Annotated in this window: 26 protein-coding genes and 1 pseudogene; 12 read left to right on the plus strand and 15 right to left on the minus strand. The window is 34.9% G+C overall.

Annotation, left to right across the window (positions count from 1 at the left end; translation table 11 throughout):
- Positions 1 to 30: 30 nt before the first annotated feature.
- The 10 genes from IX38_RS15845 to IX38_RS15890 all read right to left on the minus strand — a co-directional run bounded on the left by IX38_RS15845 (position 31) and on the right by IX38_RS15890 (position 5237).
- Positions 31 to 588, minus strand: a complete 558-nt coding sequence (locus IX38_RS15845; RefSeq protein WP_034706598.1) for a hypothetical protein — start codon at positions 586 to 588, stop codon at positions 31 to 33.
- 30 nt (positions 589 to 618) lie between these two features.
- A complete protein-coding gene (locus IX38_RS15850; protein ID WP_034706599.1) occupies positions 619 to 1158 on the minus strand; it encodes a hypothetical protein in 540 nt (179 codons plus the stop codon).
- A gap of 12 nt (positions 1159 to 1170) precedes the next feature.
- Entirely contained in the window at positions 1171 to 1734 is a 564-nt protein-coding gene (locus tag IX38_RS15855; protein ID WP_034706602.1) for a hypothetical protein, read from the minus strand.
- A 6-nt stretch (positions 1735 to 1740) separates the two neighbouring features.
- Positions 1741 to 2118 (minus strand): hypothetical protein, encoded by a 378-nt coding sequence (locus tag IX38_RS15860; RefSeq protein WP_034706603.1) that lies wholly within the window; start codon positions 2116 to 2118, stop codon positions 1741 to 1743.
- Positions 2119 to 2163: 45 nt separating this feature from the next.
- Positions 2164 to 2709 (minus strand): hypothetical protein, encoded by a 546-nt coding sequence (locus IX38_RS15865; RefSeq protein ID WP_034706605.1) that lies wholly within the window; start codon positions 2707 to 2709, stop codon positions 2164 to 2166.
- A 41-nt stretch (positions 2710 to 2750) separates the two neighbouring features.
- Positions 2751 to 3254, minus strand: coding sequence for a hypothetical protein (locus tag IX38_RS15870; RefSeq protein ID WP_034706606.1), 504 nt, complete (start codon positions 3252 to 3254; stop codon positions 2751 to 2753).
- Between the two features lie 3 nt (positions 3255 to 3257).
- On the minus strand, positions 3258 to 3635 hold the full coding sequence (locus tag IX38_RS15875; RefSeq protein WP_034706608.1) for a hypothetical protein: 378 nt from the start codon (positions 3633 to 3635) through the stop codon (positions 3258 to 3260).
- A 138-nt stretch (positions 3636 to 3773) separates the two neighbouring features.
- A complete protein-coding gene (locus tag IX38_RS15880; protein WP_034706609.1) occupies positions 3774 to 4301 on the minus strand; it encodes a hypothetical protein in 528 nt (175 codons plus the stop codon).
- A gap of 10 nt (positions 4302 to 4311) precedes the next feature.
- Positions 4312 to 4857 carry a hypothetical protein gene (locus IX38_RS15885; RefSeq protein ID WP_034706610.1) on the minus strand — a complete coding sequence of 182 codons (546 nt, stop codon included), beginning with the start codon at positions 4855 to 4857 and terminating at the stop codon, positions 4312 to 4314.
- Between the two features lie 2 nt (positions 4858 to 4859).
- A complete protein-coding gene (locus tag IX38_RS15890; RefSeq protein WP_034706612.1) occupies positions 4860 to 5237 on the minus strand; it encodes a hypothetical protein in 378 nt (125 codons plus the stop codon).
- A 305-nt stretch (positions 5238 to 5542) separates the two neighbouring features.
- Between IX38_RS15890 and IX38_RS22670 the strand changes: the two are divergent.
- The 12 genes and pseudogenes from IX38_RS22670 to IX38_RS15950 form a co-directional block, all read left to right on the plus strand.
- Positions 5543 to 5629, plus strand: a pseudogene (locus IX38_RS22670) (hypothetical protein); the annotation flags it as partial.
- 150 nt (positions 5630 to 5779) lie between these two features.
- A complete protein-coding gene (tssD, locus tag IX38_RS15895) occupies positions 5780 to 6166 on the plus strand; it encodes a type VI secretion system tube protein TssD (RefSeq protein ID WP_034706613.1) in 387 nt (128 codons plus the stop codon).
- 64 nt (positions 6167 to 6230) lie between these two features.
- The gene (locus IX38_RS15900) at positions 6231 to 7052 is read left to right on the plus strand and encodes a hypothetical protein (protein ID WP_034706616.1); all 822 of its coding nucleotides are present in this window, start codon (positions 6231 to 6233) and stop codon (positions 7050 to 7052) included.
- Positions 7053 to 7055: 3 nt separating this feature from the next.
- Positions 7056 to 7520: a hypothetical protein gene (locus tag IX38_RS15905; RefSeq protein ID WP_034706617.1), complete on the plus strand. Its 465-nt coding sequence runs from the start codon at positions 7056 to 7058 to the stop codon at positions 7518 to 7520.
- Positions 7517 to 8425, plus strand: a complete 909-nt coding sequence (locus IX38_RS15910; protein ID WP_034706618.1) for a hypothetical protein — start codon at positions 7517 to 7519, stop codon at positions 8423 to 8425. The genes IX38_RS15905 and IX38_RS15910 overlap by 4 nt, the downstream gene beginning before the upstream one ends.
- A gap of 159 nt (positions 8426 to 8584) precedes the next feature.
- Complete coding sequence (locus IX38_RS15915) at positions 8585 to 10645, plus strand: type VI secretion system Vgr family protein (RefSeq protein ID WP_051884814.1); 2061 nt, start codon at positions 8585 to 8587, stop codon at positions 10643 to 10645.
- Positions 10646 to 10648: 3 nt separating this feature from the next.
- A complete protein-coding gene (locus tag IX38_RS15920; RefSeq protein ID WP_034706620.1) occupies positions 10649 to 12121 on the plus strand; it encodes a hypothetical protein in 1473 nt (490 codons plus the stop codon).
- Between the two features lie 11 nt (positions 12122 to 12132).
- Entirely contained in the window at positions 12133 to 12495 is a 363-nt protein-coding gene (locus IX38_RS15925; RefSeq protein WP_034706622.1) for a hypothetical protein, read from the plus strand.
- A gap of 242 nt (positions 12496 to 12737) precedes the next feature.
- Positions 12738 to 12968 (plus strand): hypothetical protein, encoded by a 231-nt coding sequence (locus tag IX38_RS15930; RefSeq protein ID WP_034706623.1) that lies wholly within the window; start codon positions 12738 to 12740, stop codon positions 12966 to 12968.
- 3 nt (positions 12969 to 12971) lie between these two features.
- The gene (locus IX38_RS15935) at positions 12972 to 13547 is read left to right on the plus strand and encodes a hypothetical protein (protein WP_034706625.1); all 576 of its coding nucleotides are present in this window, start codon (positions 12972 to 12974) and stop codon (positions 13545 to 13547) included.
- 325 nt (positions 13548 to 13872) lie between these two features.
- The gene (locus IX38_RS15940; RefSeq protein WP_034706627.1) at positions 13873 to 15039 is read left to right on the plus strand and encodes an SH3 domain-containing protein; all 1167 of its coding nucleotides are present in this window, start codon (positions 13873 to 13875) and stop codon (positions 15037 to 15039) included.
- 344 nt (positions 15040 to 15383) lie between these two features.
- Complete coding sequence (locus IX38_RS15950; RefSeq protein WP_034706629.1) at positions 15384 to 15842, plus strand: hypothetical protein; 459 nt, start codon at positions 15384 to 15386, stop codon at positions 15840 to 15842.
- 230 nt (positions 15843 to 16072) lie between these two features.
- Here IX38_RS15950 and IX38_RS15955 read toward each other — a convergent pair whose 3' ends face one another.
- The 5 genes from IX38_RS15955 to IX38_RS22035 form a co-directional block, all read right to left on the minus strand.
- Positions 16073 to 16603 (minus strand): cupin domain-containing protein, encoded by a 531-nt coding sequence (locus IX38_RS15955; RefSeq protein ID WP_034706630.1) that lies wholly within the window; start codon positions 16601 to 16603, stop codon positions 16073 to 16075.
- A gap of 47 nt (positions 16604 to 16650) precedes the next feature.
- On the minus strand, positions 16651 to 17598 hold the full coding sequence (locus tag IX38_RS15960; RefSeq protein ID WP_034706631.1) for an NAD-dependent epimerase/dehydratase family protein: 948 nt from the start codon (positions 17596 to 17598) through the stop codon (positions 16651 to 16653).
- A 68-nt stretch (positions 17599 to 17666) separates the two neighbouring features.
- Complete coding sequence (locus tag IX38_RS15965; protein ID WP_051884816.1) at positions 17667 to 18236, minus strand: Crp/Fnr family transcriptional regulator; 570 nt, start codon at positions 18234 to 18236, stop codon at positions 17667 to 17669.
- Between the two features lie 85 nt (positions 18237 to 18321).
- Positions 18322 to 19080, minus strand: a complete 759-nt coding sequence (locus IX38_RS15970) for a hypothetical protein (RefSeq protein WP_034706632.1) — start codon at positions 19078 to 19080, stop codon at positions 18322 to 18324.
- A 651-nt stretch (positions 19081 to 19731) separates the two neighbouring features.
- Positions 19732 to 21276 (minus strand): helix-turn-helix domain-containing protein, encoded by a 1545-nt coding sequence (locus tag IX38_RS22035; RefSeq protein ID WP_051884818.1) that lies wholly within the window; start codon positions 21274 to 21276, stop codon positions 19732 to 19734.
- Between the last annotated feature and the right edge of the window lie 14 nt (positions 21277 to 21290).

The raw sequence follows: 21290 nt of genomic DNA on the forward strand, positions 1-21290 counted from the left end.
TAAATTAGAATTTAGGTTAGTTTTTTTTGATTAATAAATTTGTAAATAAGAATAAGTAATGTTCGCTGTTGTAATGTTGAACCATTCTGCATCTCCGTATGGAGTAGAAATGTACCCTGGGGCACCTGTACAAGGATCAGGAGATTCCCCGATCTGTCCGCTGAAACCAGGTTCCGGAGTGGAAGTTCCCGCATAATACATCTGAAACTGTGAAGAAGCCCATTTTACATTATAGGAAATAACACCGCCCGGTGCTATGCTGGGATGATTCCAGGATCTTACCGAAGAGTTAGTGGCACTGGTCTGCAACGTCCAGTTAGTGGTAGGATACAGAGAGCTTGCAAACTGGTCTTTGAAATTTTTGTAAGCCAGCTCTTTGCCGTTACCCTGATGTGAATCTGCCGGAACAATGATGGCTGTTGGAGTACTCGATGTTACATAAGGATAGCAGCTCCCTGCGAAATTATGAGCCCCAATTTTCCCCTGAAAGTCAAAGTTGGTAGAATAGTTATTGACGATCATGATGCTGTGCTGCGCGTAAGCGGATGACAGTAATGATAGTGTGAGAATAGTGAATATTTTTTTCATGCTTTTCAGTATTAAAAATGCTTTTAAAAATTAATAAAGCTGTAGATAAGTAATGCCTGAAATGATGAAAATTTCCGCACTGTTGTCTCCCGACGGAGTAGTGTAATAACTATAGGCGGTAGGGTTGCAAGGATTTGCCAGATTTAGATTGGCCCGAAAGTCTGGTGAGGATATAGTCGTTCCGGCCTCCGTCATATCAAATTTAGTGGCAAACCATCGGGTTGTGGTTGAAATGGTACCGCTGGGTGAAAGATTGGGATTATTCCAGGCCATGATGGAAGAATTAATTGGGCTTAATGTGACAGCCCAGTTGGCGGTAGGATATAAAGAAGACAGGTACTGGCCGTTGTAATCTTTATAGATCAGCTCTTTGCCGTTACCCATATGAGAATCGGCAGGGACTACAATCTCGCCGTCATTTCCTATATAGGGATAGCACCCGGCTGTAGAAGCGGAAGCCATAATAAATCCATGAAAATCAAATTTTGAATAATTATTAATGATTATCGTGCCCTGTGAGTAGACAAAAGAAGCGGCGGCTGTTCCTATGATAGCTAAAATCTTTTTCATAATTCAATCAGATTAATAGAGTTGGATATAGGTATAGTTAGTGCTTCCGCTTGTTATGGTAAACATTTCCGCACTGTTACTTCCGGATGATGTAGTAAAATAATCATCAGACAGGTAACAGGTATTTCCTGCAACACTTAAATTGGCATTGAAATTATCCGGAGCATTAGTGGTAGTACCTGCAATACGCATTTGAAATTTTGTAGCACCCCATCTGGTGTTAAGAGAGACTACACCTCCTGGCATCACAGCAGGATGGCTCCATAATCTTGGCTGTCCGTTGGTTGGTGAAAGGCTTACCTGCCATTCAGTTACCGGATACAGCGATGAGGTGTATTGGTCTCTGTAGTTATCATACCTCAGCTCGGTTCCGGTTCCCATATTGGAATTGGCGGGAACTGTGATCATCGAAGGGTCTTTGTGATTGACATACGGGTAACATCCTCCCGCAAAATTATGAGCGATTATGGCTCCGAAAAAATCATAGGGAGTATAATTGTTCACAACAAGTGTCCCTCCCTGGGAGTATCCTAAAGAAAAGGCGGCTATTCCCAATACGGTTAATATTTTTTTCATAACTTATTATTTATCAGATTTAATATTTTTACGGATTTCGTCACTTTTCTGCATATAGATCTGCGTAGCCCAGACGATGATCTGGCTCATGTCGCCACCTGTTTTTCTGGTAAGTTCATCTTCTGTAACGCCAGTTGAGAGAATCAATTCTTTGGACGCAGGAACCAGAAGTGCTTTTCTCCTGTCACTCAGCTCGGAAGTATTTCTGTTCTTTTCCTCTTCAGTAGGTCTGTTCTGCGGATCACCGAGACTTTTAAAAGCCTTGTCAAAGTTTTCCATCTGCGGAGTTTTCATGCTTTCCACAGTATTTACGGCATTTCCTTCGTTGCTGCATGAAGCCAAAGTTAAAATGGCAAAAGCACCGGATAACAGTAGTTTTTTCATAGAGATATTTTTTTAATGATCAGTTTTATTTTGATAATGGAAGAATTAATAGATCTGGAAATAAGTGACTTGCCCGCCAGAGGTGGTGATCGTAAACCAGTCTGCCGAAGAACCGGTATTGGGCCCTGTTTGGCTTGAGCTTAAGAAACCTCCGGAAAGTACGGGATCTCCTACCTCAAAAGTATCATACGTATATCCCGTACTGTCTGTAAGTGAAAAAGCAAATCCCATCCATTCATCAATGGAAGTAACAGCGGTGATTATCGGGTGATTGTACGGATAGATTCCCGTGTTGGCGCTGTTTAACGGATCAACATAATACCATTCTGTAATAGGAATAGGATTGAATCCTCCCGTATTGTCAAATTTGTCATACTTGGTATACCCACCGGCAGGAATTGTATAGGTAGTATAAGGCGTATTCGGAAGAGCATACATATAAGGCTGGTATGATCCGGAACCTGCTGATCCAATCGTCATAAACCTCCCTGCAGCATCATAAATGCTGTAATTATTGATTACCAGCGTAGTAGATTGGGCCGTAATGGCTATCCCTGCAATGGTACATAAAATAATGCTTAGTTTTTTCATAGTACAATTTGTTTAGATGGTTAGTGTTTTAAAAAAATGGATTAATACATCTGGAGATAGGTATATGTGGTGCCGCCGCTGGTGATTGTAAACCATTCTACCGATCCTTGCGGTGTGGTGGTAACATTAGGAACAGGATCGCATGTATAGTTTGTATTGCCCACAGCTCCCGACGATAAAGCCGTTCCTGACTTGTAAAACTGAAATTGAGAGATCACCCATTTCGTATTGAGGGAGATTACTCCTCCCAAAGCAAGGCTTGGATGGCTTCCCGGTCTTAGGGTTGCAGGCGAAGATGATGTGGCTACCTTCCAGTAAGTACCCGGAATATTGAAACTGTTATAGCTGGTAGAACCCCCGCTTGGAATCACAAGCTCAGGATGGTCTAAGGCCACATAAAAGTGACATCCCGGTGTTGTAAGATTAGCCGCCGTAACTCTTGTGTGGAAATCATACGATGTATAATTGTTCACAACAAGAGGACCTCCCTGAGCATAAGCAAAAGATAAGAATAACAATCCTGCGATAGTTAAAAGCTTTTTCATAATTTATTTCTCTGATTTTAGGTTTTTTCTGATATCATCACTTTTCTGCATATAAATCTGCGTGGCCCAAACGATGATCTGGCTCATATCGCCACCCGTTTTTCTGGTAAGTTCAGCTTCTGTAACACCTGAGGAAAGAATAAGTTCTTTGGATGCCGGAACAAGAAGAGCCTTTCTTCTGTCGCTCAGCTCGGAAGTATTTCTGTTCTTTTCCTCTTCAGTAGGTCTGTTCTGCGGATCTCCGAGACTTTTAAAAGCCTTGTCAAAATTTTCCATCTGCGGGGTCTTCATACTTTCCACAGTATTTGCAGCTATGTTTTCATTGTTGCATGACGCTAAGGTTAAAACGGCTACCAAAGCCGGTAAAAAGAATTTTTTCATGATTAAATTGTATTAGAATATGAGATTAAAATGATAGTGAAATTCGGACATATAATATCCCTCAGAAGGCAAAATGCTGCTTTCCGTATCAATGGTTTTTAATAAAATAAACAGCTGCCGGAACAGCTGCCTGTTTATTTAAAAGATCTGCAGATAAGTGACAGGCCCGCTGGGTGTCGTTATTGTGAACCAATCTGCGCTTGAAAAAGCACCGGTTATTGACGGACTGAATCCCGGATACACGATAGGATTCCCAAGTTGATAGGTGTCTGTATTTCCGGTTGAGGTGTCTGTAAGGAAGAAATGAAATCCGCCCCATATATTGGAAGGATTCATCACAGATGTAATGAAAGGATGATTGTAAGGATAGCTTCCGTTATTTGCCGGGTTTGTTGCATCTCCTACATACCAGATTGTTATAGGAAGCGATGCCGTACCGCTAGTGTCAAATGTATTATATTGCGTAGAAGCTCCGGCAGGAACTGTATAGGATCCGTAAGGAAAATTGGGGGCAGCAAACATATATGGACCAGGTGTACCAGGTGTTCCGGTACGAAGTCTTCCTACTGCATCAAAACTGCTGTAGTTTTGTATAACCAGCGGAGAACCCTGGGCAAAAGAAAGAACTCCTGCCAAAGCTGATAAAAGTAATGATATCTTTTTCATGGTGATAAGGTTATTGGATGTTCAGGTAAGTGTACACATTTGTACCGGAAGTGATCGTGAACCAGCTGGCATTTCCCCAGGATGTTGTAACAACATTAGGAGCAGTGTTGCAGGGAGGGGCCGTTTCTCCGACATCTCCGTTAAAGTAAGTCTCCGGTACTGAAGTTCCGGCATGATACATCTGGAATTTAGCCATAGACCATTTTGTGTTATTCGAAATGACGCCGCCCGGGGCAAGGCTGCCATGATTCCAGGCTCTTGGCGAGGCAGCAGATCCTGCTCCTAAATAAACATTCCAGATAGAAACCGGAAAACCAGAGGTAGCATACTGGTCCTTATAATTTTCGTATTTCGCAGCAGTTCCCGCAGGTATTATTATAGCATCAGGAACTTTGGAGACAACTAACGGATAGCATCCTCCTCCCGTATTATTATTGGCATAAAGAACTCCGTGGAAATCATAATTCGTAGTGAAATTCTGAATAATCAGCATTCCTCCCTGAGCATATGCCGAAGAAACGGAACATATGCCGAATAGCAGTAAAAACTTTTTCATATCTATTTCTCTGATTTTAGGTTTTTACGGATCTCGTCACTTTTCTGCATGTAGATGTTGGTAGCCCACACAATGATCTGGCTCATATCACCACCTGTTTTTCTTGTCAGCTCAGCCTCTGTAACACCTGAGGAAAGAATCAATTCTTTGGATGCCGGAACAAGAAGAGCCTTTCTTCTGTCGCTCAGCTCGGAAGTATTTCTGTTCTTTTCCTCTTCAGTAGGCCTGTTCTGTGGATCTCCCAAACTTTTAAAAGCCTTGTCAAAGTTTTCCATCTGTGGGGTCTTCATACTTTCCACAGTATTTGCAGCTATGTTCTCGTTGTTGCATGATGCTAAGGTTAAAACGGCTGCCAAAACCGGTAAAAAGAATTTTTTCATGATTAAATTGTTTTAAATATGAGATTAAATTAAGAGTAAAATTCGGACATATAATATCCCTCAGAAAGCAAAATGCTGCTTTCCGTATCAATGGTTTTTAATAAAATAAGCAGCTGTAAGAACAGCTGCCTGTTTATTTAAAAGATCTGCAGATAAGTGGTAGGGCCGCTGGGCGTTGTTATCGTGAACCAGTCTGCGCTTGAAAAAGCACCGGTTATTGACGGACTGAATCCTGCATACACAATAGGGTTTCCAAGTTCATAGATGTCTGTATTTCCGGTTGAGGTGTCTGTAAGGGAGAAAATCCTTTGACAGAAACCTTTACGATCTCTGCAAGAAAGATTGAATTAGGAGGCGGTTTTTACGAAAATGAGTGGCCTGGTAACAAGTAAATAAATTAAGAATGGGCAATAAAGCATTGCCCATTTTTTAGTTTTTTCTGAATAATTCACCTTTCTTTTATTTTATAGAAAATTTAGAAATCAAATAAAACATTCAGTTTATACCCATTAGCCAATACAACTGCCAATAAACAAAAAAATATGTCCTTTTTAGCAAAATTAGAATTAGACGGTAATACATACAACGTATTAGAGTGTAGATATAGCTTCACCCAGCCCACCGACGGTACCGGGAAACCACAGGGAATGCCACAGGGTGGAGAGATTAGCATCACAATTGAAAGTACGGGAAATCCTGAGCTTTTAGGCTGGATGTTGGATCATAATAAAACCAAAGACGGAAAAATTATTTTCTTCCGTAGAGATGCAATGAGCAAACTTCAGGAACTGAATTTTGAAAAAGCGTACTGTATTCATTTTGTAGAACATTTCAGCTCAAGTAACAACGAACCTCTTCAAATTGAATTACAACTCATTGCCCAAACATTTGATGTCAATGGTGCTACTCACGAGAAAAAATGGAGGTAGAAATTGATGAAAGTTCAATTTTTTAAGTTGAAGTAAATTCAATTTAATTAAAAACCAACAAAAGATGATAATTAATGTTTTTGGAAGAACTTCCAAGCAAATTGATAAAAAAATAGATCCAAATGAAATTAGGTATGGGCGTGGTGAACAGCCTAGTACCACAGAAGGAAAAAGACTTCTAAAAGAAAAATATGCTTATCTTCTGAAGATGTCCGATTCCCAATTGCTTAGTATAATGTGGGATTCTGGAGGACTTAAGTTTTTAGATCGAGTAGGTTCAGGAGATCTTAAAAAGATACTGGAAACGAATTATCGAAATCGTACAGGAAAAGAACTTTTTGTAAATATGCCCGATAGCTATTGGGTAAGTTCAAGTTCTAATGATCGTGAGGGTATTTTGAGAAAAGTTCGGGATGAAGTTCAAAAGGCATTGGAGAGCAAAAGATGGTCTCAGTTCGAAAACTATAGCGTTGATTGTAGTTCAATCTTGGACAAAGCAGATATCAATTTTCGTACCGACATTGCCAACCCCAGTCTTGCTATGCCAATGGGAGGAGTGCAAGAGATTGCGGTAAGAACCATAAGAGTGCAGGAAGAAAAACATAATCGTCCGCCCAGACCAACTTTAATGGATTTTTCCACAACCAGCCATAAAGATTATGCAATTACTTTGGAGATAAGGCTAAGGGATCGGTTTGCCGTAGATGAAGGCGATTTTTCAACCAATGACTGGAAAAACCAGAAAGGTAAGACTGCCGCAACTGCATTAGGACGTGAAGCATTAACCGCTTTTTGGATATTGCAACACCAGCGCGGTTATCCGCCTTTTAAATGGAATGCTATTTTTCAGTCTACGATTCGTGTACACCAACCCGTAAAGAAATAAGTTATGAGTAAAAAGTTAATATTTGGATTGTGGATTTTATGGACTTTTGTTGTATTGTTTAAGTTTCCGCTAAGAGAAGAGTTTGAAGATTTTCTATATAGCTATGGCTCAAAAATAGAATATTTTCGTGATAATACTATTCACATTTCACTTTTTCTAGGTGTATTTCTATTTCCATTTTTACTAAGTCTTCTGTTCTTATATTATTTTATAAAATATAAAAATAATTATAAAGATATAGCGAAATGGTGTTTAAGAGTAATTATAATTATTGCGGTAGTTTTTGCTTTTCATGGTTTGTTTTGGGCTGTTCCAAGCTTAGGAGATAATCTTCCAATTTTAGGAGGTCTATTTGGAGTTTTAATACTTTCCGAAACATACTTTAGCGTTTCTCTATTGTTATTGTTTATAACCTTATTCTTTTTTGCGTTTGGTAAAAAGGATATTCCAAAAAACTATGAGGTATGAGTAAGAAATTGGAATTCGGGTTATTAATACTTTGGTTTTTAGTTTTTATGTATAAATATCCAGTATGGGAAAACTTAGCATTTTATATTAGTGATATTACCAATCATGTAGTAGAAATTTATGATATTTCTTTTTTTTGTGCTGTATTTTTATTTCCTTTCTTGCTAAGTTTATTGTTTTTGTATTTCTTTAGGAAATATAAAAATAACTACGGAGACATCGCACAATGGTCAATGAAAATTATAATTTTTATAGCAATATGGTCTTCCTTTGATGGTGTTTTTTGGGTTTGTTATAATTTTCGTATTTTCTTTGAAAGTTATTACCTACTGTCTTTTTTGACTTTTTTTTATCCTATAGAAGCTTATCTAAGTTTATCATTAGTGCTATTATTTATATGTTTATTTTTTTTCGCCTTTGGTAAAAAAAACAGTAAACTAACCATTGAAACGATATTTTGGATATTGCTCTTTTTTTCACCAATAATTTTAGGGAGTATATACCTATCGACCCAACGTTACAGAATTCCCGAAGACATAAAATGCGAAAAAGTCTATCAAGAAGAAATTCCAAAAAAAGAACTTGGAGTTCAGAATGATTTTAAACTCAATGGTGGGTATGGCTATTACAGTTTCTACGTCAACTTTAAGCCCAAAGAAAAAGGATATTTATACATAAAAGCATTTAAAGTAACCACTAACGATCTATTATCCGACGAATACCTCAATGACTGGTCAAAATCAATGATTGATGATGTAACCGCCAAAATTTATTCAGGAAGTTTTACAATCAATAAAGGTGCGGGAGATCGATATTGTGCCAGAATCGAACTTTGGTTTAAACCAAATAGCGGAAAAGAATATATGGTGAACCAAAAAAATTATATTGTAGAGGGTAAGGATTAATAATAGATTTTGACCGTATTAGTCTATTAGATTTTTTCTATAAAATTTTCTTACATCTTTAAAAAAACAATAAAAATCTTGTCTTTCAACCTTTAACAATAGAAATAAAAACTATTATAAAACCAATTATCAATAATCATTAAATCAAATCCATAAAATATGTCATTCCAAGAAACCAATCCTAAAAATCCCCTTGACGGCGGATTGGACGGACTTAAACAGCAAGGATTATCTGCTGCTGAAAACAAAATTACAGGAATAATTTCAGAAAAACTGGATAATCCCATTGTCAATAAAATTGCCGAAAATAAAGACACCATTAAAAATGTGGTTAATAAATTTTCCTCTGTCGAAACCCCAATAGATGATGCTTCTATTGGCCGGCTCAACCATCCGGATGATATCAAGAAATATCTTTCTAAAAAGACGTTCAAGGATTTTTTGAAGGAAAAAGATAGTCCGTTGGTGTATTGCACCCTTACCATAGACGGTAAAGAATTCCTGGCTAAAAACAGCTATGTGGTAGAGCTTAGGCAGCATACCAACGACCACGACACGTTTACAATTATCACTCCCGACGATTCATTGGATAGTTTTGAAGGTTACGTAATGGAAAATTCCAAGAACCTTCTTGGTAAAAAGGTGACTATTAATTTCCATCGATATGGAGAGGTTCGGCAATCTTTTATGGGAATCATTGCTAATATCCGTAACAAAAAAAATGAAGGAGGCGGATATGGAAAATTATTTATTACAGGATACGCTCCAAGTATTTTGCTGGAAAATGGTAAAGACTGCCAAAGTTTTACTGAAAAAGATTTGAAAGGAATTATTGATGAAGCTTTGAAAGAATACAAGAATGAGATACCAATAATAGCAGAAAATCTAAATACCAAATATTCTATTCCTTACACAGTACAATATAAGGAATCAGACTATCAGTTCATCAAAAGATTAGCTCACAGATACGGCGAGTATTTTTATTATGACGGACAGAACCTGATATTCGGAAACAAAGTACAGCCTATCGTAAAGCTAGGAGAAAATATGGATCTGATCGATATTGAATTTGAGATCATGATTAAGCCTCAAGGTTTCAAGTATATGTCATATGATAGTATATCAGCAGAGGTTAAAGAAAAGGATTCCGATTCTGTACAAGCTCAGTACAAAGAAAACGGTTTTCAAGCAATTGCTGTGAATGCCTCCAAACAAGTATTTAAGAAAAAAGCTGAAATGTTATTTAATGCTACCTCACAACAGAATGTAGATAGTGACCTTAAAGAAATGGTGCTTCGCCAAAAGGAAAGCAGGGAAAGCCTGATGCAGGTAAGAGGAAGAAGCCGTGACCCACAGCTGAAGATCGGAGGAAGGGCAGAAATTTCCGACATCAATGCCAAAGCGATGGAAACCTACCGTATCATAGAAATTACTCATTCCCACGATGGTAACGATTACTATAATGAATTTATAGGGATCCCCGATATCTTTATCTCCCCATTTTTTGATGAAGATGCTTTCCCAACCTGTGAAGAGCAGTCAGCCATTGTTACAGACAATGATAATCCACAGGGAATGATAAAAGTACAATTTCCGTGGCAGAAAAAGAAAGGACTGAAAACCCCTTGGCTGAGAGTTGTTACACCTTACGCGGGAAAAGGGAAAGGAATGCACATCATCCCGGAAGTTGGGGAAGAGGTGGTATTAGGATTTGACAATGGTAATGCTGAAAGACCGTTTGTATTTGGAGCAATGTTTAATGGAGAAGCTAGTGCGGGATTGGGTGGTGCAGGGAATTTTATGAAAGGACTACAGACACCAACAGGAAGCCGACTACACATGAACGACAAAGACGGCTCACTTCATATGCAGGATAATGGAGGTGTCAGTATGAAGTTTGATGGCGGGGGAAATGCAACTACAAGTGCAGAAACAACTAAAACCATTAATGTAGGAAAGGGAGGCGAAAGTATTTTAAAAATGGATAACGGAGGAAATATAAGTTTAACATGTAATACGACAATTACATTATCAACGGGTTTGAGTTCAATTACATTGAATACCGATGGTACTATTTTGATTGGTGGCAAGATTATAGGAATTGGAGCAACAGATGGTGTTGGCATAAATGGTACTAAAGCAATTGATATTTCTTCTAAAAGCAATCATATTGGTGGTGGTACCACAAAAATTGACGGAGGTGATGTCTTTATAAATTAAGCCATGGGTAACAAAATAATCACTGAAAAAGATTTTTGGATATGTTCCAGCGGAGCTGCCCCAGCACAGTTGCAAGGAACACGAAAAAGCAACAAACAGAAATCTGGGGAAGTATATATTACTATAGCTGATACTGCTACCAGTAGTTGGATAGATTTTGGATGCACCAAAAACATGCTTATGAATGCCTTAATTGCTGCTGTGGTAGTAATTGTTGTAGTTGCATTAATAGTGGGTACTGGTGGAGTTGCAGCTATTGGATTGGTGGGTATGATGGCTATTGGTGCAGGTGCCGCAGTAACAGCAGGTATTGTAACAGCGGTTGAGGGAGCATTAACCTGTGGACAAAATAATGCAGGGCAAAGAGGATGGCAGAATTATAAAAAAGATCTTATACTTACAGGTAGTTATGCGGTAACAGGAGGGGCTTTTATGGAATGCAAAGTAGGAGGCGTAGTGAAATATTCTCCGAAAGTAAAAACATGGACAGATGCCTTATTATTTGCAGGAACCAGTTATTCGCTTAAACTTGTGGAGTGTGCAGCTGTGGGAGCGGGAGCAGGAGCAGGAGGTTTTTATATGGCACCTGTTGTTGCTGGCTTATGGGGAGGTACTATGTCTGCTGGTTGGGGTATGTCTAGCATAGGAGGTAATTTATGGGGAATGATATATGGTGCAAAAGGAGAAATGGCTGTAATGAGGGGAGCTGGTGGTGCAGACAGTTTGTTACATGATTGGGCTACAAAAGACAACGAAACAGCAGGAGGTGCGTTTGATGCGTTTGCCACAGGAGCTTCTGGAGAATATGCATTAGGGAAAAAAATATACAAACAAGGCTATGTAACAGCAAGTGATGCAGGGTATATAGCTTTATATTTGCTATTTTTAGGAGCGAATTTTAAGCAAAAAGTACCCGCACCAACAAAACCAAAATTTAACCCCGAACAAAATGCAGAATTTATAGATACACCCGAAAATTTAGGAAATCCTAAAGACCCTGAACCACCGAGCACTCCTAAAGATGGAGAGGCGTTTGAGGATCCTGCACCTCCGCCGCCGCCAAGAAATTTTGAACAAGAAGCTGCTAATTTAGATAATGATGGAGGGCATTCTTATGCTGATCACGGTGCACAAACAACAGGGAATCAACACAAAATAAGATTAGAGACAGGAGAAACACCTGGAGGTAGTCAAAGGGCAACACCAGAAGCTTCTGGTAAATTCAATTCGCATGAAAAACATATAGCTGCTTATGAAGATTCACAAGTAAAGTTACAAACTGAAAAAATTAATTCTAAAGGAGGGTTAAAAAAGAAAGTTGAGATTAAAAATGAACCTTTCAATGGGGGAACTTCTTATACTTTAGATGCGAATGGTAATCTGATAAGTAGCCCTACTAGCTATTATACAGCTATTTACAAATTAAATCCTACAACAGGTCAATATGAATTAATAACTTTGTACCCTAACAATTAAAATATATATATATGTTAAAAGAATTAATTAAAAAACTCTACTTATTACAAAATAATAAACAAGTAGATAATGGAGTTGAAATTATAATAGATAATATTTTAGAAGAAAATGATTTAATTGAAACAGAGATGATTCCTCAATGGTTTGTTGCTTTTTTAGAATCAGCAATCCAAAAGCAGGTTAGTCCAAAAACAAAATTTATTTATGAAAAAGGTAAAGGAGATGTATCCAATCTTATTTCAGAACTAGAAAGCCTAATTAATGCAGAATGGAACGATTATGGTGAGGCTGTTGAAGTTAAATTTGACAATTTAGGTTTAAAAGCAATTATTTCTACAGAAAGTAATTATTACGAAATAATAAAAATAGATTAAAATAATATTATTAAAAATGAACATCCGAAAACCTTGGAAATCCAAAAGATCCAGAACCACCAAGTATTCCTAAAGATGGTGAGCCGTTTGAGGATCCAAAGCAAAAAATAGAGAATAAGTATCCTGAAGATCCATTCCCTTCTGACGGAAAAACTACCGAAGTTTATGTAAAGGATGGATTAATCATTGATAAAAATGGCAATCCTGTTCATGCACCAAATGGAAAGAATTTTATCATTGATATGAATGGTAATCTTAAAATAGGTAGTAGACATGTACATTTAGCTAATGGAGAACCTGTTCAAGTGACAGGATCAATAACCATAAAAAGAGGGAGAGTTTGTGAAATAGATAATGGTTCTGGATACTATGAACCTACACAAAAAGAAGCGGCTAATTTTAAGAAAATATTTGAAGAATCAGGTATAGATATGAGTAAGGCTAAAGAAAATTATAAATATTTTAAAAATTAAGAAATGGAAAAGTTTATAGAGATTTTTTGGACTAAAATGTATGACATATATTGGGAAAATGGTGATTTTGAAAATGACATTAAAAATTATGATATTAGTTCCTTTAATTTGGTTGATGTAATTATTTATCTATTCAATAATAAATGTGATCAAGGATTTATATTATCTGCGTTGAAATGGAAAACTGACTTATGGTCTTTACTATCAAAACAGGATTGGATGAAAATTATTGAAAATATCAAACGTAATGTAGGAGCAAGATATCTTATTGGAAATTATGGAATGTATTGCGATATTGTATTTTTATATAGATATTTAAAAATAGATGGATTGAAATTATTAATGGAAACCAATATTTATAAAGAAACTAAAAACAATATTTTACAAGATATTCAGAAAATATCATTTGAGTTAGAATATTCTATTTTAGATGAAGAAAATTTTGAAGATGGAACATTTCCTAATAAAGAGTTGTATCCATTAATACATAATAAATTAATAAAACAAGCATGTAAAAAAGCAAAATTAGATTTAGCTAACATAAACAAAGACATTCTTAAATTTATAGAAAACCTATAACTTATTTATAATTATGATTCTATACAATTATCAACAACTTTGTATTATAATAATTAAGAAAATATGAAAAATTGTAAAAAAGTGCATGCAAGATTGGCAAGATGCTGTTAAAGCTAATCAGAATGGAATAGCAACAGAAAGTCAAAAAGAAATATTAGAAGGTTGACCTAATGTAGAAGATAAAAATAAATATTTAATAAAAAATATTGAAGATATTCCTATAGAGAAATCAAACATAACATTTTAAGGTATTTGTATGCCTATTTAGATATTTTTATTCAAAATTCAAGAATTTTTTGAAATAATAGAAAAAGTAAATTAAACGATGAACAACAAACAACTTTTAATAAAACAAACTTATACAGAGCAATATACACTTGTTATAGATTCAGATATGATGGCTGTAAATGCAAAAATGCAGTCTAAAACCCAAATCCGTTGGGATTTAAACGTATTAAAAGTTTCAGATAACGAAGTTGAGGTGAAATTAATATTATTAGATCATATTTTATTAGAAGCCAATAATCCCTTAATAAAAGAAGTAGCTAATTTAACAAAAGCATTTTCTCGTTTGTATAATGAATTACACCTAAAAATAGACCAGCAAGGCAAAATACTTGATGTATTAAATATGGATATTATTTTATCCAAATGGAAACAAACCAAGGCAGAAATGGAAAAGATAGCAGAAAATACGCCAGATATAAAAAATGCAATTCTTTTACATGATTCCATTTTCCAAGACAAAGCCAAACTCACTCATGGCATACAAGCAAGTGAGTTTTTTATGCTACATTTCAATTATGTATATGGCAACGATTTACCGTTTAATAAAAAAGACATTATTAAACCCAACTTCTTTAATTCAGCCAATGTGCAATGGAGTTGTTTTGTAAATCCTATGCACGAACTCCCAACAGATGTCCAATCGTTTTCAGTAAACATAGACATGCAATCTTTTATGCCCTTAGGGGTAGGCTTTTATAGCAGAGCTTATGGTCAGTTTGCGAATCAGATAGATATTACAAAACTCAATACAAGGCTCAAAGAATCGGGAACTTATAAAATAAACCCGCAAACAGGAAAGTTATTAGAAGCATTTTTATACAGAGAAGAAGTAGCCGATGAAAAGCAACTTTTTACCAAAATGCAATACACTCTAATGAGTGAAGCAGTGTATAAAGAATCAATTAAGGACAAATTTTCATCAGAAACAGTAGGAACTTCAGAAACAGCTCCCACGCGAAAAATCTCTTTCCTAGCCGATGATGAGACCCCAAAAGCCAAATCCAAATATTTGGTTTTCAATAAATATGATACCCAAGTCAGCGTGTATAAATACCAAGCCGTAAACAGTGACTTAGTAGATCTACTCAAAAATGAAGAAGAAATTACCCTACTCGAACCCCAAGGAAGCGGTTGGTATAAAGTGCGAACCCCAAAAGGAACAGAAGGCTATATACAGGAAAACCAGATAAAAAATGTTACTTAAGCAGCATAAAAAACCCACAAAAAAGTATGTGTTTTCATATACCATTCGGCTCAAAAAAGCGAAATATATAGCTGATATCACTACATTATTTACCTTAGGTTTTCTCATTAAAAAAGAAAATAACAGAGTACAAATTGGTTTCATAAAACGAACTCTAAAGCTCCAAAGAACAGAATGAAAACGACATAAAAGTCAATTTCGATTATGATAAGCAAGAAAAAAACCTCTCCAACGAACAAGGAGACCAATACAAATTTATCAGAAATAATAGAGGCGATATTATAAAGGAAGTCTCTTTTGATGGGATTAGCAAATACTACAACCGTGACCATGCTGGAAAGGTTGTGAAAGTAAAAAGAAAAGGAAACCGATATACTGAATATGAATATAACAAGAGAGGGCAGATCATACGGGCAGATTATTTTGATGGCTATTGGGAGGTATTTGAATATAATAAAATAGGGCTTTTAATTGCAGCACAAAATCCCAATATCAATGTTGTTTTCACGAGGAACAAACAAGGTTGGGTTACTCAAGAAAAACAAGGGGAGCATGTTATTGATTATCAATATGACGAAAAAGGGAATTTACTTTCCGTGGAGAGTTCTTTAGGAGCAGATATTTCTTATGAAAGAAATAAAAATGGACTGGTTACTTCCATAAAAACAGGAAAGGATGAAAATGAATGGATAGCCAATATCAAACATAATATGTTGGGATTGGAAATTGAAAGAAGTCTGCCGGGAGGAATTAAAAGTACATGGTCTTGTAATCTTCCCTTACTTAGTCACACTCAAAAGTAGAGTTTTTGGTTAATAATTTCCTGTTGTCTTTGTTGGAATTTTGTTGGAATGTGGGAAACTCGTTGGACAATATCGAATAACTGATAAATATTTTTAGAACCAAACTGTCAGATCAAGTTGTGGCTATTACAAATAAGGCTTTAAGAGCAAAAAAATAAAGAAGGTGTTTTTTAGACACCTTCTTTTAGATTCAAAGTATTTATTTCTTGAATTTTTGTAAAAATATTAAGCTATTTACTCTTTTTAACGACATCTACGAAAACTGTTCCGAAAACAGCACTTTCTTTATTCCATTTTATTAATTCCTCCGGAGTCATGTTGGTCAGCTGTATATTTTCCTGATCCATAGGTCTAGAAAAATACCAAAAATAATGATCGTAATAGCCTGGTGCAAAAATAGTTGAAACAATTGCGGAATCCGAAACAAGCTTAAAATGATGGGGCTCCATTTTAGGGACAAATACAACATCTCCAGTACCTGCAGTGATAATTTTATCTCCAACATAATAATTAACAATTCCGTCATGAATCATAAAAGTTTCATCTACAAATTCGTGGATATGACGAGGGGGTTCATTTCCTTTCATTAAGTAAAATTCAGTTATACTCAAACTGCCATTCGATTCTTCTGATGTCAGTTTAAAATTTATAATGGACCTATCATCCATGTACATTCTTTTTCGTTTATCTGTTGTTAATTGCTCAGGTATAGGGTGAGCTTCTAAAAATGCTTTTAATTTTTTTTCGTTTACAGTTTGCATAATTTTTTACTTTATATGATTATTAAAAGAAGATAGTATTGAGAATACTATCTGTTTGTATTTTTTTTGCAAAATGATTTTATCATTTCTTTGATACCTAATTCATAAGGGGTTATATGGAAGTCAGGGAAATGATTTTTAAATTTATCACTTACCATAATATAATCATGTTCAAATTGATAATTCATCTCAGAAGCTTCTTTGATCGTCTTAGAAAATAATGACAATAATTTTCGCTCTATCGGAAATATTATTTTGATTTTATAATTCTTTTTAAGAATTCCATTGAAAATCTCTATTATTTGCTCAATGGTTATTGCTTTCCTAGTCGGCAGATGCCATACCTCTCCATATGTTGAAGAATCTAAGGCTAAAAGGACAAGAGCTCTTCCATTATCAAGGGTGTATGAATAAGTATGCTTTTTATCAGGGCTTCCTAAAAAATAAGGATTTTTATCAAGTAACATTCTTTCAAGAAAAGAAATATAAAAAGGACTATTTTTAGCAAAAGGGCCATAAAAGTCTGCTGATCTTCCAATGACTGCTTTAATTTTTTCCTGTCTTATTGCATCCATTATCATATCGGATATTTGTTTTCTTGTAATCCCTTTTTTTGTTAATGTGTATTGCGGAGTATTTTCATCAAAAGAAGATGGTAGATAATAAGGGTCATACATGTAAACATTATCAAAAAAAATAAGAACTGCATTTGATTTTTCACAGGCATTGATTACATTTTTCATAATTACGGGCCATTGTGAAGCCCATATTGCCGAATCATATGGAAGTCCTACACAAAGATATACATAACCGGAACCCTGTATTGCCTTTTGGGTTAGAACAGTATCCATTAAATTAGCATAAACCCACTTAACTCCTTGCATAGGATGTTTACTTACGGCTCGAATTGATAGGTTTTTATTTTGAAGAGCTTTAATAATAGCAAAGCCTATTGCACCAGAAGCGCCAAGAACTGTATGAATTTCGTTATCCATGATCAAATATTTAAGTATACCAAAATTGGTATAAAGAAATGAAGAGAGTCTGAACAAATGTTAAGAAATTACTTTATGTTTTTACGGAGCCTACTGAAATGTTGGGGTGTAATTCCTAAAAAAGAGGCTGTGTATTGGAGTGGTACATTTAAAATAATATTCGGATTTTCCATCATCATTTGCTCATATCGCTCATTTGCTGTTAGATCCAGAAGATTTCTTGTTCTTTTTTCAAGTTTTATAAAAAGATTTTCGGCAATGACTCGAAATAAAATATGAATTTTTGGAACAACAGTACAAAGAGTTTCTAATGATTTATTGTCTATTATCAATAGCTCAGAAGCATTTATTGCTTCTACACACTCTAATGATGGTGTTTGAGTAAGAAAACTTGTATAAGAAGAAATAAAACTATTTTCCTCCCCAAAATAGATAGTTACTTCTTTTCCTGATTTACTATTGTAGAATGCTCTTAACCTTCCTGAGCAAATAAAAGCAATTTGATGGCAGATAATTCCTTCTGCTATCCAAAGTTCTTTTGCTTTAAGACTTTTTTGTTTAAAAGCAATGCGAATACAATCTTTTTCAGAATCAGACAAAGAAAGAATCTGCTCAATATAAGTGATTAGTTTATCCATTATACATAATGATGTATTTCTAAAGGTAAAAATAAACTCTATTTTATAAATATCGTTATAAAACATAAAGCTTTAATTGCTTCGTTTACCGTAGTTTTATGCTTCGAAATGCTATAAGTTTTAACGAATGGATAAATAAAGCACCGATAAATTTGCAAAAACTATTCCGAACTAAAAAACTTATTGGATGACGGATAAGTTGTTCTTGTTCCTTTGCTGGCGGATTTTTCATTTCCAAAACTATCATATTTCCATTTTTTTCCTCGAATTTATATTTCTGTCCGAAATAATGTTCTTCGCTAACTATTTTCCCGTTTAAGTAATCGTTTATTTGCTTCAGTTTTAAGCTGTCCTTTTTGGTTTCTTCATCATAGAGAATATCGAAATATTTAAACAATTGCCCTTTTTCATCGTACTCGTTATATTCATCATAACAGCCTATTTCTCCCCGCTTCCATTCTCCGTTTTTTTGTAAAGCAGAATAAATTTTTCGTTCAGATTTGATAATTGCTTTTGGGTTGGACTGTGAAAAAACCAAGCAAAAAAGGAAAAGTGAAATAGCCGTAATTATTTTCTTTAACATCTTATATTTTAAAAGCATTTTACAAATCGACCAATTTCCAACCCAATTCTGTTTTTCAATCTCCTTCAATTTATCAAAATTGATGATGTGAAACCGTAACCAATCCTGATTATCCAAATACGCCACATAAATAAGGTTTTTGATTTTCCAACTGAATAATTTTTCACCAACTAAAATCCCACATTGGGTCTCTGAATTGGTAGTTTGGTTTGCCCAATTTCTCCTGTAGATAAACAATTTTTTCTTTAAAAGATTCATCATTTAGTTTGGTGTTATTTTTAAAAACTAAGCCATAAAAAGTATTTTCTTGATTTGTAAATCCCTCAATATCATTAAACTTAAGTGAACCAAAGTTTGCAAAAGTATCAGCCGATGAATGAAATACTAAATTGTAATTTATAATATCTTTCGTTTCTTTCTTTTGAACCACCAGTTTTCTTTTTCGTAACAGTTTATATGGGTTAATATCACCAGTTGATGAGAGATAAAGAAACCATGACTTGTGAAACTTTAAAAAATAAGCTTTAGGAAGAGGTTAGCCAAAGAGAGCATGTTCATTCCTATTTTTCCAGGATCATAATGGTAGAATGAACATGCTGGCAGAGAAAGAGTTTAGAAAAGGAACATTAACCCGCTGTAACGTCTAAAGTATACCAAAGAATTTTTGAAATGGAAGTACAATATTTCTGATATTGATATTCAAAAAAAAGACTATACTTTTCTTAATGACTTTAAGTTCTTTTTAAAGAACCGAGAAATCCAGTAATAATAACTCCGCCGTAAAGTACATCAAGAATTTTGGTAAGATCATTGAATCTGTTAGATGGATTGAAAAAAGACCTTTTATAAATTTATCATTCTAAATTTAATGGATTAGAATGAATTTATTATCAGGAGAAGTTAATATTTTAACTAAGATATTTGCCTCTCAGATGAAGAAAATGATAAAAACTGAGAAGGTGAAACTCCGGTTACTTCTTTAAATTTTGTAGAAAAGGCACTGTGAGAAACAAAGCCAGAATCTTCAGCAAGAAAACTGATCTTATAATTTCGGTAACTGGGATTTTCAGTTATTTTTTTTGTTATATAATTGATCCTTAATTCACTAATGTAGTTGTTGAAATTTTTATTGTAACGCTGGTTAATGATTCTGGAAAGATAATTAGTGTTGGTATTAAGATGTGAGGCTAATTTGGAAAGTGACATATCCTGATCTCTGAACATTTCCTCATTTTCAAAAATATTAAGTTTTTCCAGGATATCTAATTCCAGATCTGTACTGATTGAAGTTTGCGAATGGTTTGCTAAACTTTCAATTATTGTTTCTGTTTGCGTTTTATTCAGGGATTGAGCCTGTAATACATACTCCTGATAAAGTTTTTTCTGCTTTTTTAAATTCAAGAAATACCAAAGAGTACTGATAATTAATAAAGCTCCAAAAAACAACAATAAGTACAGCAGATTTGAAACCTTCTTTTCCTTTTCATTAATAATTGCGATCTTATCATTTTTAATTTTATCAACAGCTGTTTCTAGCCCTTTATTACTTTGTGTGTAGGCTTTTGCACTATATATTTTGGCACTGTCAGTGTATTTTGATACATTTTTTATGCTTTTTAGTTTAAGATATGAGTCAGCTATTTTCTTGTAGATATCCGATTTCGCATAAGGGGGAAGCTGAGAAGAAAAAGATAATGCATTATTATAATTTTTAATAGCCTGAGTATAATTTTCTGCATTTACTTCAATGTCTCCAAGACCGCTGTAAAGGGCATAGATATATCTTTTTTGGGGATCTTTTAAGCTGGTTTCAATACCTTTATCATAATAGAATCTGGAACTGTCATATATTTTCTTTTCACCAAAAGCGTCTCCCAATCCAAGATAAGTATAACTTAAGGCTCCATAATATTCAGGTCTGTGTTTAATTTTGTCTGAAAGAAATAAAGAATTCTTATAAATATTCAGGGATTTATTGGGTTGTTTTTTAGACTTATACAAGTTCCCGAGAATTGAATTGATACTGAATATCGCAATTGTACTTTCTTCATTATCTTTAAGATGAGTAGAATATTCTTTTGCTTTCAAAAGATACTCTTCTCCCTCAGATGTCAATCCCAATGCACTGTAAGCTTCTCCCATACTGCAGTTTGTCTGGACTTTGCATAAATAATCATCTGACTTTTCAGCAAAAGCTATTGCCTTCTGATAAAATTCTTGCCCGGTTTTAAATTCTCCTTTAGTCATAAAAGCAGAACCTACAGAACGATTGACATATGCTTTAAAACGATCCGAATATCCGTCTTTAAGTAATAATGACTCACCTAAAGTAATTTTTTCATCGGGACTCGCTGTTGATTTAAGGAGAAAAATAAGACTGTCTTCTTTCTTGTTAATTGTCTGAGCATTTGCTGCGAAAATAAACAGTAAGAAAAGTATAAAGTATGGTTTCATCATTTGTAAAGTTGTAC

The sequence above is a fragment of the Chryseobacterium luteum genome (assembly GCF_000737785.1).
Taxonomy (GTDB): domain Bacteria; phylum Bacteroidota; class Bacteroidia; order Flavobacteriales; family Weeksellaceae; genus Chryseobacterium; species Chryseobacterium luteum.